This window comes from Aeromonas cavernicola (genome assembly GCF_002795305.1).
Taxonomy (GTDB): Bacteria; Pseudomonadota; Gammaproteobacteria; order Enterobacterales; family Aeromonadaceae; genus Aeromonas; species Aeromonas cavernicola.
In genome coordinates, this window is sequence record NZ_PGGC01000187.1 from 1 (window position 1) to 13,976 (window position 13,976).

The window sequence follows — 13,976 nt, forward strand, 5'->3', positions numbered from 1 at the left end:
GGCTGGTAGCGGCGAGCAGCGATGCCTTGCCATGCGCCAACCCGCTCAAGGACGCGCTGGCTGGCAAGGCTCAAAGCACTGACTCGGTTATCCGCCACCGCCCCTAATTGGGGATCAGGCAGTTGCCCCTCCACCACCAACACCTTGAGGGTACTGTGCTTGAGGGCCGCAGCAAGCCCGAGGCCCACCATGCCGCCGCCGACAATCACCACATCGACATTTTGCATCTGCATTATCTCATCCTTTCAGGGCTGACCGGCTGGCCAGATCAGTGACAAATCCGAGGGTGCGTGAGGCCAGCGGCGCCTTGAGGCAAGGCAGCCGCGCCATCAAGGTCAGCGCCAGATTGCGCCCGGCTACCAGTGGATCATCACTATTTGCAAACAGTTGGGCCAGCGCAGAGGTGAGCCAGACCGTCTGCGCCTGATCGTCTTGGCGCTGCTGCCAGTAGCCATTTAATACCTTGAAGCTGCCGATATCGTCACCGGCAGCCAGCGCGCCCGTGAGCGCGCTGGTGAGCAGGTCGAGATCCCGCATCCCGAGGTTAAACCCCTGCCCCGCGATGGGGTGCAAAGCGTGAGCGGCATTGCCCACCAGCACAGTACGCTGAGCCAGCGGATAGTCGCAGGCGGTTAATATCAGGGGGTAGACGTGGCGCACGCCACATCGCTCGAGGCGTCCCAGCCGCCAACCAAAAGCCTGCTGCAAGCGGGCGAGGAACGCCGTCTCATCAAGGGCCATCAGGGCCTCGACCTCATGGCGATTGACGCTCCATACCAACGAGCAGCGCCCCCCCTGCATCGGCAACAAGGCCAACGGCCCTGCCGCGGTAAAGCGCTCAAAGGCCCGCCCAGCAGGATCGACAGCCGTTTTAACGGTAGCGATGATGGCGCTCTGCTCATAATCGAGGCGCCTGATTGGGAGCCTCAATTGCTGGCGCACAAACGAGTTGCCACCATCGGCCGCCACCAGCAATCGGGTGTCGATCTGTTCGCCACTCGCCAGGGTGAGGGTAACGCCCTCCTCACGGAGGACAACCCCGTGCAAGGTGGCGGGGCAGATCACCCTGATATGAGGCGCCGCCGCCAATGCCCGCTGCAGCTCGTGCCCCACGGCCGCCAGCTCGATCACCTGCCCCAGCGCCGCCAGATCATACTCTGCCGCCGAGAGCCGAGTTTGACCAACATGGCCACGATCAGAGACATGGATATCGGTAATAGGGGTGCAGTACGGCGCAAACAGCGGCCACAGCCCACGTCGCGCAAGGGCGTCACAGGTGCCGGCCGAGAGCGCAATGGCGCGAGCATCAAAGCCTGAGTGGGTATGCTGTTCAGGGGGGCTGGCTTCCAACAACAGGATCGCAAGTGGGGAACCATCAGGTTTGCGCAGGGCAGCTAACGAGAGGGCCAATACGGCACCACTCATTCCACCGCCAACCAGTGTCACATCGACTTGGCGCACATCAGATTGGGACATATAGCAGCAAAGAGGCAGTCAAAGGTGCCGCCATGCTACCACAAAGCAAGCGGCACAATGCCTGATCTGTGGCAAAAACCCGTGCTGGCTCACAGGGTTAGTGGTGATCTTAGACGCAAAAAGAGCGCCATTAAGCGCTCTTTGCTAACCACAGGTCAGAGTGGCTGACTGGCTCACAGTCAGCGGCCATTAGTGTAGTGTCGGCGGGGTGCGCGGGGCGTCAGGACGTTTGCCGCACTCTTCAAAGGCCAGCATGATCCCCAGTTTAAGGTGTTCGTAGATCACCAGATATGATGCCTCATTCTCCTCATCTTCTTGCTCAAACTCGGCCGACACTTGAGTGATGCTGGCAATATCTTGAATCATCTCTTGCAGCTCTTGCGAGGCGCGGGCCAGCTCTTGCTGTACCACCCCAAAGCCAGCCAGAAACGCCTGCGACCAATCCACCAACGCATCGATCCGCTCATCCAGCGGCGCATCGTCGCCGGGGAGCAGCAACTCCACCCCTTTTTGCGCCATCAGGCTCTCTACCACTCGCTCATACTGCGTGGTCATCACTTGCCGCACCGAGGCTGGTAAACCAAAGCCGTCGTTCACCAGATCGTTAAAGTAGGGCAACCAACTTTTGCCATCCAGCGCCACACCGCCACACACTAGACCGCAGATCACGCCATGGGCTTCGACGGCGCTGGCCATCAATTCATGCTGCTCCATCAGGGCGACGACAGCAGCATAATCCAAAGGAGTTGTTTTGCTCATAGGAAGATCCGTTCAATGTTCAGGCAAATAGGCAGAATTTATGTCCAAGATCCTAGCATTCTCCGTATCTCAGAGCTAGCAAGGCCTTGAAACTTATGTATCTGCGCTATATAGTCGCGGCCAGTTGTCCACGCGGATAAAAGGGCGGGTTAAGCCCGTCGTATTGAGGAAGGCATGAGTACAGAGGCTGTAGAAATCGTCATTTTAGGACGCCCCTACAAGGTATCTTGTCCTATTGGACAACAAGATGCCCTGCGCCAGGCTGCCGACCAGCTGACTGATAAGCTCATTGATTTACGGCAACGCTCGAAAATCTCTAGCAACGAGCAGCTTGCCGTGATGGCAGCCCTCAACTTTTGCCATGAACTCTGCCTTGAAAAAGAGAAGAATCACCAATACTCTGAGACGATGGATAAGCGGATCAAGACGCTGCAACGCACCATCGAAGCGGCCTTGATTGAGCATGACCAATATGGCGATGCCAGTGGTAATGCAGCAAAACCTTGATAGCGTAACGATTTAAAATTCCCTGGGGTGTTTGTCAGCCGGTTCAAGTCCCCGAGCCGATATTCATACCAAACAGGGGATCTGCCTTCTGACTATTGTGCATGCTCGGCCCGACCGAGAAGCCTGCGGTCAGATCCGGTCCCCGCCTTGAACCGACGGTTCAAGGGCCCAAGCCGGCAACGGCATCTCCGGGGTACTCATATCAAAGCCCGCCACAATCACCGTGGCGGGCTTTTTCTTTAGCTCATCCCCTGCAATTTAAGAAGAAAGCTTGCCGTCCAGCTCGGCAATTTTGGCAGACCAGTAGGCCGGGCCGGTTTCGTGGATATTGTTGCCTTGCGAATCCACCGCAACGGTCACCGGCATATCTTCCACTTCAAACTCGTAGATCGCTTCCATGCCGAGATCGGCAAAGGCCACCACCCGCGCTTTCTTGATCGCCTTGGCAACCAGATAAGCGGCGCCGCCCACCGCCATCAGATAGACAGCCTTGTGCTGCTTGATGCTCTCGACGGTTTTCGGGCCACGCTCGGATTTACCGATCATGCCGATAAGGCCGGTTTCACCCAGCATCATGTCGGTGAACTTGTCCATCCGGGTGGAGGTGGTGGGGCCCGCCGGGCCAACCACTTCGTCACGGACCGCATCAACCGGGCCCACGTAGTAGATGAAGCGGTTGGTGAAGTCGACCCCTTCCGGCAACCCTTCGCCATTTTTCAGCATGTCGGCGATGCGTTTATGGGCTGCGTCACGACCGGTGAGGATCTTGCCGGAGAGCAGCACGGTATCACCGCTTTTCCAGCTGGCCAGCTCAGCCTTGGTGATGCCATCGACGTTGACGCGGCGCACGTTGCCACCCGCTTCGCGGGTGATCGCCGGCCAATCCTCCAGTTTCGGCGGGGTCAGTTCGGCGGGGCCAGAGCCATCAAGCTCGAAGTGAACGTGACGGGTCGCGGCGCAGTTGGGGATCATCACTACCGGCTTGGAGGCAGCGTGAGTCGGCGCAGATTTCACCTTCACATCCAGCACGGTAGTGAGGCCGCCCAGCCCCTGGGCACCGATCCCCAGCTTGTTGACCTTGTCGTAGAGCTCAACCCGCAGCGTCTCTTCGGTGGTTTGCGGGCCACGGGCGATCAGCTCCTGAATGTCGATGTGCTCCATCAGGGCCTCTTTGGCCAGTACCGCGGCTTTCTCGGCGGTACCGCCGATGCCGATGCCCAGCATGCCGGGCGGACACCAGCCCGCGCCCATGGTCGGCACGGTTTTCAGCACCCACTCGACGATGTCGTCAGAGGGGTTGAGCATCGCCATTTTGGACTTGTTCTCAGAGCCACCGCCCTTGGCGGCGATGCTTACTTCGACCTTGTCCCCTTGGATCATCTCGATATGGACTACCGCAGGGGCGTTGTCTTTGGTGTTTTTGCGACTGCCAGCCGGATCGGCCAGCACCGAGGCGCGCAGCGGGTTGTCAGGGTTGGTGTAGGCACGGCGGGTGCCTTCGTCCACCATCTCCTGCACGGTCAGGTCGCTGTCCCACTGCACCTGCATACCAATTTTGACAAAGCAGGTGACTATGCCGGTGTCTTGGCAGAGCGGACGATGGCCTTCGGCGGACATCCGAGAGTTGATTAAGATTTGGGCCAGCGCATCTTTGGCGGCCGGGTTGGCCTCGCGGTCATACGCCGCTTTGGCAGCCTGAACGAAGTCGAGGGGGTGGTAATAGGAAATGTACTGTAAGGCATCGGCAATGGAATCAATAAAATCCTGTTTTCTGATAATGCTCATAGCTTCCTCACTGGCCTTTGTCCCTGTCATGGCGACAAGGCAAGGGCTTCCATATGATGACCGTGCGTCAGTACTGGTGAGCTCAACGAGCAGTGCGACTCAACCTACAGGCAACGGCGGTTTTTTCTAAAAAGTCCGGCGCCTATGATACGCTTGGCCGCCCGTACCGACTAGGGAGCGGGGAGCAAACTGCCAACTGCGTAACAAAAAAATGACATCCAGACTCCATATTCATCACTTTGCCACCTCAACGTCGTTGCACGCCCTGTTCGGCCGACTGCAACATCACCCGTGGGCCATGTTGCTCGAATCCGCAGGGCCACTGGGGGATGATAACGGCTTTGATATCATCACCGCCGACCCGCTCGCCACCTTGGAGACCCGCGCTGCCACCACCACCTTGCGCCAAGGTGATCAGCTCAGCCACCATCTGGGTGATCCCCTGACGCTGCTGGCCGATACCCAGCGTAAGTTACTTGGCCCAGAGGAAGCGCAGGAGACATCCCTCCCCTTCGTCGGGGGGGCACTCGGGCTCTTTGGTTATGATCTGGGCCGCCACTTTGAGCGGCTGCCCTGCATGGCCGACGCCGATATCGACGTGCCTGACATGGCGGTGGGGATTTATGACTGGGCGCTGCTGCGCAATGTGGCGACTGGCGACTGGCGGTTAGTGCACTGGGGGGATGAGGCGGGCTTTATCAAGCGGCGCCAGTGGCTAGCGGCGCTGTTAGCCACGCCCTGCCCCACCGAATCATCCCCTCTCACCCTGACAGGGCCGTGGCAAAGCAACATGAGCCGCGCTGACTATGGTGAAAAATTTGCCCGTATTCAGGCCTATCTGGCGGCGGGAGATTGCTACCAAATCAACCTGACTCAGCGCTTCAGCGCCCCTTACCACGGGGAGGAGTGGTCTGCCTATCTCAGCTTAACCGCCGCCAATAAAGCGCCCTTCTCCGCCTTTTTACGCCTGCCTGACAGTGCGATCTTGAGCCTCTCCCCTGAGCGCTTTTTGCTGCTCGATGGTCGCCATATCGAGACCAAACCGATCAAGGGCACCCGCCCGCGCCATCCTGATCCTATCATCGATCGCCAGATTGCTCAGGCGTTATCAGAGGCGGACAAGGACAGATCAGAGAATCTGATGATCGTGGATCTATTGCGCAATGACATCGGGCGAGTCAGCAAGCCAGGCTCGGTCAGCGTCCCCCATCTCTTTGCGGTGGAGTCCTTTCCGGCAGTGCATCATCTGGTTTCCACCATTCACGGTGAGCTGAATAGCCAGTGGCAAGGCGTTGACCTGCTGCGTGCCTGCTTCCCGGGTGGCTCGATCACCGGCGCCCCCAAGATCCGCGCCATGGCGATCATCGAGGAGCTGGAGCCCCAGCGCCGCAATGCTTACTGCGGCAGCATCGGTTATCTCAGCCAACATGGCAGAATGGATACCAGCATCTGCATTCGCACGCTGATCGCCGAAGCGGGCCAGCTGCATTGCTGGGCGGGGGGCGGCATTATTGCCGACTCCGATGTTGACAGCGAATATCAGGAGACCTACGACAAAGTCGCCCGTATTCTGCCCTTACTGACCCCGCACAGTGAGTGAATCAGCCACCACGCTATGAGCCAGATACCGACCCCTTTGAGGAGCGATCAGTCATGATCAACACCACGCAGGCAGCACAGGGTAGCCAGCGCCCCACCCCCTTCAAGGGGGCCCATGAGCAAGATGATACCGCCATGGCAGAATCGGCGGCGAGGATTGATCACCACTTAGGCCTGGAACTCAGCGCACTGCTGACCCGCTTTCAATTGCAACGGCCCGCCCCTGCTCATCGCTTGGCGAGCCCAGGGCTCAAACCAGCGGCGGTGCTGCTGCCGATCGTGCCACGGGCCATGGGACTGCAGCTGCTGCTCACTCGTCGCAGCCGCCACCTGCGCCATCATGCCGGTCAAATCAGCTTCCCCGGCGGGCGGCAAGATCCCCACGATCGCGATCTTATCGAGACGGCGTTGCGAGAAACCGATGAGGAGCTCGGTATTCCAGCCCGTCAGATCCAAGTGCTTGGCACCCTTAACCCACTGAACACTGTCTCACACTTCGAGGTGCTGCCAGTGCTGGGGTTGCTCAACCCCGATTACCCGCTCACCTTAAGCCCAGATGAGGTAGAGCAGGCATTCGAAGTCCCGCTGCAGCATCTGCTCAATCCCACTCACCATATCGCCCTCACCTTTCCTCGGCAGCAGCATCTGCATACGGTCTATGGGATCCCATGGCAACAGCACTTTATTTGGGGGGCCACCGCCAGCATGATCCGCCAATTGGCGCAGCATATCGCGCCCTAAGCACACGCCACTCACTGCTTCAAAAACCACAGGCCCCCATCACCATCGTGCTGGGGGCCTGTTGCCAGAGGGCTTGCGGTTAGAGCAAGCCGCTGATGGTCATGCTGCTCGCTATGACGAGGAAGATGCCTTGGCCAGCTTGGCACTCGCCTCTGAGGCAGGATCACTTAAACCATTTTCGGTCTTAGCGACCACGCTAGCTGCAATGGCATTACCCAACACGTTAGTGGCAGAACGCCCCATGTCGAGGAAGTGATCGATCCCCAGCAGCAGTAATATCCCTGCTTCCGGAATGTGGAACTGGTTCAAGGTCGCGGCGATCACCACCAATGAGGCGCGTGGCACCCCCGCCATGCCTTTGGAGGTCACCATCAGCAGCAACAGCATGGTGATCTGCTGCGCTGTGGAGAGCTCGATACCGTAAGCCTGGGCGATGAACATCACCGCAAAGGTGCAGTACATCATGGAACCATCAAGGTTGAAGGAGTAGCCCATCGGCAGCACAAAGCTGGCGATACGCTTGTCACAGCCAAATTTCTCCAACCGATCCAACGTCTTCGGATAGGCCGCTTCAGAGCTCGCCGTGGAAAATGCCAGCAGGATCGGTTCGCGGATCATCGCCAGTAACGTGAGCACACGACCCCGCAAGAACACACTGCCCATGCCGATCAGCAGCAACCAGAGGCAGGCCAGTGCCAGATAGAACTGGGCCATAAAGGTGCCATAGGTAACCAAAATACCCAGTCCTTCTTTCGCCACCATGGCAGAGATCGCCCCAAACACCGCGAACGGGGCAAAGTTCATCACATACCCAGTGACTTTGAGCATGATCTCCGCCCCACTGGCCATCAGGGTGACCACCGGCTTGGCAACATCGCCCAGCGCCGCCGCCGCCAGACCAAAGAACAGCGAGAAGACCACAATCTGTAAGATCTCATTGGTGGCCATCGCTTCGATCACACTTTTGGGGATCGCATGGGTCACAAAGTCCTTCAGGGTAATGGCGCCAGCAGCAATGCCAGAGGTGGCGGAATCATTAGGCAAAGAGAGGGACAAGCCTACCCCTGGCTGCATCAGCGTCACCATCACCAGCCCCAAGGTCAAGGAGATGAGTGACGCCAGCATAAACCAACCCAAGGTCTTAGCGCCGATGCGGCCCACGGTGCGGGTGTCGCCCATTTTGGCAATGCCCACCACCAAGGTAGTGAAGACCAAAGGGGCAATGATCATCTTGATAAGACGCAGGAAAATATCCGTCAAGATGGTGATGTTACTGGCAAAATCTGCCGCCTGATCGGCAGCAAACAGGCGATAACCTTGACCTGTCAGGATGCCAAACAACATCGAAACGAGGATGGCAATCGTCAATTTATTCATTTTCATGGGAGTGCCCAGTGTTGATAGTAATGCAAGCCATTCAAGTGGCAAAAGGAGCCACAGCAGTCCGTTTTTGTGATCCGGGCCGTTAATGTAGGCGCTCGGAGTGCGGCAGCATGCCTAAAAGCTGCTGCGAAATCCAGCACCTTGTTAACAGAATTTTATGCTGATGTGAGATCCAATTTGTTTGAGTCTCATTATTTAGCGATATTAATCACTGCTTGTTTTGTTATTGGCAGAATATTGATTGGTAACCCACCTCTTACCAATGGGGCCAAATGTACTCCTGATAAATGACGCTTGTACTGCCCTCACCCGTGCTAGCGCGCACCACGACACAGCCCCATTTTGGGTCTTTGCGGGAGCTAACCAGCGAGATTGGGTCCATAAGATGAGCCGCAGTGGGCTCAAGGCCCGCTAGGCACAGACAAGAAAAAGGCCTTGTCAGATGACAAGGCCTTTAGCGGGGAATTTGGTCGGTGTGAGAGGATTCGAACCTCCGACCCTCTACACCCCATGCAGATGCGCTACCAGGCTGCGCTACACACCGACGAAGTCAGCTCGGCTGACGGGGCTGAGTTTATGGAGATGGACTGAGCCTGTCAACCAAGAAACCCCATCGCCGGTGCGTTCGCTTGCTTTACGCACAATCAGCGGTTAAAGGTCAACCGTTTCCCTCGGATCTGATCACTCAGTTGGCCGTTTTGCCACGCAATCTGGCCATTCACCAGGGTCATCTCCACGGTACTCTGAAAGCGATAGCCGTTGAACGGTGACCAACCACAGAGATAGAGCAGGTTGTCATTGCTCACGACATAGGGCTTGTTGAGGTCAAGCAGCACCACATCGGCGTAATACCCTTCGCGAAGATAGCCACGGTCCTCCACCTGAAACCGCTCGGCAACGGCATGGGAGGTTTTCTTAACGATGGTCTCTAGGGTAAAAATCCCTTGGTGGTAGAGCTCTAGCAATGCTTGCAAGGAGTGCTGCACCAGCGGCACACCGGATGGCGCACCAAAGTAGCTGTTTTGCTTCTCTTGCCAAGTGTGGGGGGCGTGGTCAGTGGCGATGATATCCAACACATCGCTGCGTACCGCCTCCAGTAAGGCCTGCTGATCGGCTTCACTTTTTACCGCAGGATTGCACTTGATCTGGCTGCCCAAGGTGTCGTAGTCACGCTCATTAAAGAACAGGTGATGGACGCACACCTCAGCGGTGATGTTTTTGTCTTTGAGCTCACTCACATCGTGGCTGGCGGTAAAGAGCGACAGCTCCTTGGCCGAGGTGAGATGCAGCACATGCAACTTGGCGCCGTGCTGTTTCGCCAAAGCTACCGCCATGCTGGAGGATTTATAGCACGCCTCATCACTGCGAATGCGGCCATGCTCACGCATCGGCACATCCTCACCCCATTGGGCACGGGCCTGATCTTCCAGCACCTTAATAGAGGGGGTGTCTTCACAGTGGGTCACAATCAACACCGGACTTTCACGGAAGATAGCGGCAAGGGTCTCCTGATTATCCACTAGCATGTTGCCGGTCGACGATCCCATGAACACCTTAACCCCACAAGACTGCTTGGGATCGAGGCGTTTGATCTCCTCCAAGTTGTCATTGGTCGCCCCCAGATAGAAGCTGTAATTGGCCGCAGAGGAGCGGGCTGCAATCTGGTATTTCGCTTCGAGCGCAGCAAGGGTGGTGGTCTGAGGATTGACGTTAGGCATCTCCATAAAACTGGTGGTGCCCCCCGCGACCGCTGCCCGCGATTCACTGGCAATGGTTCCTTTATGAGTCAACCCCGGCTCACGAAAGTGAACCTGATCATCGATCATTCCCGGGATGAGGTGACGGCCCGCAGCATCAATCACCTGAGCATCGGGCGCCTCGATATGGGGCGCAATACGGGCAATCCGCTCCCCCTCGATCAACACATCACTGGCGTAAATTCGGCCTTCATTGACCAAGGTGGCATTTTTGATAAGCAGTTTGTTCATGGGAAGTTCCAGTTCCTTTCAGCGGGAAATATACATGCAGTCCTGCTCGCCCAGCGGTTCACCGTGAGCGCGTTTCATCCGATGCTATCGAGATGGCATCACGATGGCGGGTCACCCCATCTGGGCAAGGCGAACAGGCGCGCGCAGACCGTGGATCGATGCGCGCCGATTGTAACACTGCCTCGATGGCTAGGCCCATCTGTGTCAGCAGATCGGTGCAATTATCCCAACGCAAACTGTCACGAAATATTCACTGAATACCACCCTGAATTAAGGGGCTGAGCATTATTTAAATACGTTTATAATCAGATGGTTAAACCCATATCCTAGTAACTCAAAACGCTAGTGCGATTTATATCAGTAGAGTCCTGTCATCTTCATCGCTTAGGTTTCTCGGGCGGTATGTCACCGCACCTAACGACCAAAAGGAATGTGATAATGGCTCAAGTCGACAAAGCGGTAGCAACCTTACAAGACATGTGGTACTTGGCAGTCGTTGATGGGTTAGGGTTGGATAAATCATCTTTTATGCTGCTGCAAGCTGGGGTGCAACTGCCTTATACCACAGGGGATTTGTGGCAACTGGTCGATTCGATTCCTCCTAAGGCGCTGACCACCGTCCTCTCGACCGGCGCCCTCAATAGCTTCTATCAGGATTACGGTTCGCTTTTCAGCGTCATCATTGCACCGGTCAGCGATGACTTTAAACGGGTGATGAATGATTACCTAGCTGACTGGATGGACTATAAAAAAACCGTCACGGTGAAAGATCTGCAAGATGCTGGCGGCTGGCCAGCCTTGTTTGATTTTTGGGCTCACCAGAATCTGCCAGATAATATCGCCACCTCGGCGATCTCCATCATGAACAAAGATAACAACAACATCGTCAACAGCGCGTCGCAGAAGTACTACGCCAACAGCAATGTCAATCAGCCGTTCGATCCGAAAAAAGACACCCTCTATAAAATCAACATCACTGACATCGTCGGTGGGGCCATTGCTCACGGGCCGACCAAATCGGTCCACCTCGATAGCAACACCTCTTCATCCGATGTGTCTACGACGTGGGCTAAAGGGGGCGTCAGCGGTTTCTTCGATATTTTCTCGCTCGGCGGCGGTGGCAGCTACAGCAAGACCACCAGCAAATTCACCAGCTCTGAAGTGACCATTGATGCGACCTTCCAGCACGTTGTCACGGTCGAGACCTTTAAACCCGGCGACTGGTATAACTCAGGCTTCCTCAATTACGCCTACAAAGGCGAGAACGTCTGGTCAACGGGCAACCCGCTCACGTGGGCCAACACCTTTGGGCCTAATGGCGACTTAGTGCGGATCATTGAAGGGTTGGTGGTGGTCGATGGGATAGAGATCACCATCACCTCTGATGCCAGCTACAGCGAAGAGGAACAAAAAGAGATCCGCTCGCAAGCATCCGGTGGTATTTGGCCGTTCTTCTCCGCCAATGCCAGTGGCGGCTATAACTCAGACGTCAGCTTCAACGACCAAGGTAAGATGATCGTCAAGACCTCTAGCCCAGTCGGAAACCCAGCTGTGTTCGGGGCTAACGTGCGGGATATTTCAGCCTATCTCTCCACTCAGGCCGTGAATGTCGCCGCCATGGTGAAGTAAGGGGAGATACCATGAAAAAAGCACACCTGATAGCCCTGATCCTAATGGGTATCCCTTACGGGGCGATGGCGGCATACCTCGATTTTTCGAGTAATTGGAGTGCTCCATCTACCCAGCCAATGAGTAAAAAAGCCGCCTCAAATGTGGTGATGCAGTGTCGGGTAGTGGCAACTTACAGCAATCTGGCAGGGGATAAATCAGGGGCGATGGTCGTTGCGGGTCCGCACGAAACCGCAACGGACAAAAAGACCCACCTGACGGTGCGGCTCTACAAAAACAACGTGCATGAAAAATCATGCCATGTATATACGGGTAAAAACTTGGATTACAGCAGTTGTAATTGCGAGTATGTCGATTAAACGTGATAGTCCGCGCCTGCCAACAGCAGGCGCTCTTTTATCCCAGCGTCCTCTTTTATCCCACCATAACGGCATAGCTCCGCCCGCTGCGACACGCCCTTGCAGTAACCATTAATAATCCCGTTGAAGAGACCATGCTTGTTATCATGGCGACGCCCGTTGCTTGCCCATCCGATCATTGGTCGTTCCTTTGCTGATAAGGGCAAGCCATAATAGCGGCCACCTGCCCTTTCTCTGTAGCAAGGCCTGACTAATGAAGCTATTTGTAAGAGATTTGACCGTCATCGATTCAAGTTACCTGTGCGAACGCCGCGGCATGGTTGGCGAAAGCTGGTTGGTCGACATCGAAATGAGCGGTGAGCTCAACGAGATGAGCATGCTGCTCGACTTTAGCCGCGTGAAAAAACTGATCAAATCGATCATTGATGAAGAGGTCGATCACAAACTGCTGGTGCCAGTAGATAATCCCTTAATCCGGGTCCAACTCACAGACGATAACGACAGCACCGTCGACCTGCTGCGCCCCCATCGCTCGATTCATCTGCGCTGCCCAACCCAAGGTTTTGCCTTGATTGCCACCTCCCAGATTGATAAAGAGTCAGTCACTCGCCACTTGCTGGCGGTACTGGCTAAGCGGCTGCCCGGTAATATCAAGGATCTCTCTCTTACCCTGCGCCATGAAGCTATCCATGGCGCCTTTTATCACTACAGCCATGGCCTGAAAAAACACGACGGTAACTGCCAGCGTATCGCCCATGGCCATCGTTCACCCATCGAAATTCATGTTGATGGCGAGCGTGATCCCTCGCTTGAACTGAGCTGGGCAGAACGCTGGGGGGATATCTACCTTGGCACCCAAGAGGATCAGGTGGCACTGTCCGAGCTGAGCCTGAGTGACCAGGCCAAACTCGCCGTCAGTGAGCTGCATACCGGCTTTAAATATGTCGCGCCGCAGGGGCTGTTCCAATTGGCCATCCCCACCGCAGAGGTGGAGATGATCGACAGCGATACCACGGTCGAACTACTAGCCGGTTATATCGCCCAGGAAGTGAAAAAAATAGTCGGTGACAAGTTCGTCAAAATTGTGGCCTATGAAGGGGTTGGCAAAGGCGCGATCGCCTACGCCTAGGCTGATGAGCGAGATCCCATCCATCGTGAGCCACCCGTGGCATGGTGACGTACTAAGAAACACCATGCTCTGCCATCAGACGGTGATCCCATGCTGACCCTGCGCAACCTCAGCAAGCGCTTTGATAATGGCAGCGAGCAGCTGCCGCTGTTTCGCCACCTTGATCTCACCCTCCCCACTGGCGAGATCACCCTGCTGCTGGGCCAAAGCGGCTGCGGCAAATCCACCTTGCTCAACCTGATCGCCGGCCTGCTTGCCCCCGATGAGGGGGAGATCTGGCTGGGGCAGACCCGCCTTGACAACCTGCCTGTGGACGAGCGGGCCCGCCTGCGCGGCCGCAACTTTGGCATCGTCTATCAGGATTTCAACCTGCTGCCGACCCTGACGGTGGCCGAGAATATTGCCCTGCCACTGGCCATCAACGGCTTGCCAGACGACCGGTCCAAGCTTGATAACTTGTTGCAAACACTTGATCTTGCCCACCAGCGGCACGCCTGGCCAGAGCAGCTCTCCGGCGGCCAACGCCAACGGGTAGCCCTAGCCCGCGCCCTCATTCACCGGCCACAGTGGCTGTTGGCGGACGAACCCACCGGCAGTCTCGATGAGCACAACGCCGAGCAG

The 13,976-nt window shown here is 56.5% G+C and carries 14 protein-coding genes, 1 tRNA gene and 1 other RNA gene; 8 read left to right on the plus strand and 8 right to left on the minus strand.

What is annotated here, in order from left to right; translation table 11 throughout:
- The 3 genes from CUC53_RS16850 to CUC53_RS16860 form a co-directional block, all read right to left on the minus strand.
- Nucleotides 1-233: NAD-binding protein (locus CUC53_RS16850; protein WP_236757956.1), on the minus strand; the 233-nt coding region annotated here is incomplete at its 3' end.
- A 4-nt stretch (nucleotides 234-237) separates the two neighbouring features.
- Nucleotides 238-1,476: a 2-octaprenyl-6-methoxyphenyl hydroxylase gene (gene ubiH, locus CUC53_RS16855; protein ID WP_100295202.1), complete on the minus strand. Its 1,239-nt coding sequence runs from the start codon at nucleotides 1,474-1,476 to the stop codon at nucleotides 238-240.
- Nucleotides 1,477-1,665: 189 nt separating this feature from the next.
- A complete protein-coding gene (locus CUC53_RS16860) occupies nucleotides 1,666-2,235 on the minus strand; it encodes a UPF0149 family protein (protein WP_100295203.1) in 570 nt (189 codons plus the stop codon).
- Between the two features lie 174 nt (nucleotides 2,236-2,409).
- Here CUC53_RS16860 and zapA point away from each other — a divergent pair, with 174 nt between their 5' ends.
- Together zapA and ssrS are read left to right on the plus strand one after the other, a co-directional pair.
- On the plus strand, nucleotides 2,410-2,742 hold the full coding sequence (gene zapA / locus CUC53_RS16865) for a cell division protein ZapA (RefSeq protein ID WP_100295204.1): 333 nt from the start codon (nucleotides 2,410-2,412) through the stop codon (nucleotides 2,740-2,742).
- A 16-nt stretch (nucleotides 2,743-2,758) separates the two neighbouring features.
- Nucleotides 2,759-2,941: non-coding RNA, 6S RNA (ssrS, locus tag CUC53_RS16870), on the plus strand.
- Between the two features lie 59 nt (nucleotides 2,942-3,000).
- Here the strand turns inward: ssrS and CUC53_RS16875 are convergent.
- Entirely contained in the window at nucleotides 3,001-4,527 is a 1,527-nt protein-coding gene (locus CUC53_RS16875) for a fumarate hydratase (protein ID WP_100295205.1), read from the minus strand.
- A 298-nt stretch (nucleotides 4,528-4,825) separates the two neighbouring features.
- On the opposite strand from CUC53_RS16875, the gene pabB reads away from it, so the two are divergent.
- Both pabB and CUC53_RS16885 read left to right on the plus strand, forming a co-directional pair.
- Nucleotides 4,826-6,127 carry an aminodeoxychorismate synthase component I gene (gene pabB / locus CUC53_RS16880; protein WP_236757957.1) on the plus strand — a complete coding sequence of 434 codons (1,302 nt, stop codon included), beginning with the start codon at nucleotides 4,826-4,828 and terminating at the stop codon, nucleotides 6,125-6,127.
- Between the two features lie 134 nt (nucleotides 6,128-6,261).
- Nucleotides 6,262-6,867 (plus strand): CoA pyrophosphatase, encoded by a 606-nt coding sequence (locus CUC53_RS16885; protein WP_420808074.1) that lies wholly within the window; start codon nucleotides 6,262-6,264, stop codon nucleotides 6,865-6,867.
- Between the two features lie 111 nt (nucleotides 6,868-6,978).
- Here CUC53_RS16885 and CUC53_RS16890 read toward each other — a convergent pair whose 3' ends face one another.
- The 3 genes from CUC53_RS16890 to CUC53_RS16900 all read right to left on the minus strand — a co-directional run bounded on the left by CUC53_RS16890 (nucleotide 6,979) and on the right by CUC53_RS16900 (nucleotide 10,238).
- Complete coding sequence (locus CUC53_RS16890) at nucleotides 6,979-8,250, minus strand: dicarboxylate/amino acid:cation symporter (protein WP_201796786.1); 1,272 nt, start codon at nucleotides 8,248-8,250, stop codon at nucleotides 6,979-6,981.
- A 467-nt stretch (nucleotides 8,251-8,717) separates the two neighbouring features.
- Nucleotides 8,718-8,794, minus strand: a tRNA-Pro gene (locus CUC53_RS16895).
- Nucleotides 8,795-8,894: 100 nt separating this feature from the next.
- The gene (locus tag CUC53_RS16900; protein WP_100295208.1) at nucleotides 8,895-10,238 is read right to left on the minus strand and encodes a dihydroorotase; all 1,344 of its coding nucleotides are present in this window, start codon (nucleotides 10,236-10,238) and stop codon (nucleotides 8,895-8,897) included.
- Between the two features lie 438 nt (nucleotides 10,239-10,676).
- On the opposite strand from CUC53_RS16900, the gene CUC53_RS16905 reads away from it, so the two are divergent.
- Both CUC53_RS16905 and CUC53_RS16910 read left to right on the plus strand, forming a co-directional pair.
- Nucleotides 10,677-11,867, plus strand: coding sequence for a hypothetical protein (locus CUC53_RS16905; protein ID WP_100295209.1), 1,191 nt, complete (start codon nucleotides 10,677-10,679; stop codon nucleotides 11,865-11,867).
- 11 nt (nucleotides 11,868-11,878) lie between these two features.
- A complete protein-coding gene (locus CUC53_RS16910; protein ID WP_100295210.1) occupies nucleotides 11,879-12,226 on the plus strand; it encodes a hypothetical protein in 348 nt (115 codons plus the stop codon).
- On the opposite strand, the gene CUC53_RS16915 is transcribed toward CUC53_RS16910, so the two are convergent.
- Nucleotides 12,223-12,405: a hypothetical protein gene (locus CUC53_RS16915; protein WP_100295211.1), complete on the minus strand. Its 183-nt coding sequence runs from the start codon at nucleotides 12,403-12,405 to the stop codon at nucleotides 12,223-12,225. The two genes, CUC53_RS16910 and CUC53_RS16915, sit on opposite strands and share 4 nt — an antisense overlap.
- Nucleotides 12,406-12,479: 74 nt before the next feature.
- On the opposite strand from CUC53_RS16915, the gene CUC53_RS16920 reads away from it, so the two are divergent.
- Complete coding sequence (locus CUC53_RS16920) at nucleotides 12,480-13,355, plus strand: 6-pyruvoyl trahydropterin synthase family protein (RefSeq protein ID WP_100295212.1); 876 nt, start codon at nucleotides 12,480-12,482, stop codon at nucleotides 13,353-13,355.
- Nucleotides 13,356-13,445: 90 nt separating this feature from the next.
- Nucleotides 13,446-13,976: ABC transporter ATP-binding protein (locus CUC53_RS16925; RefSeq protein ID WP_100295213.1), on the plus strand; the 531-nt coding region annotated here is incomplete at its 3' end.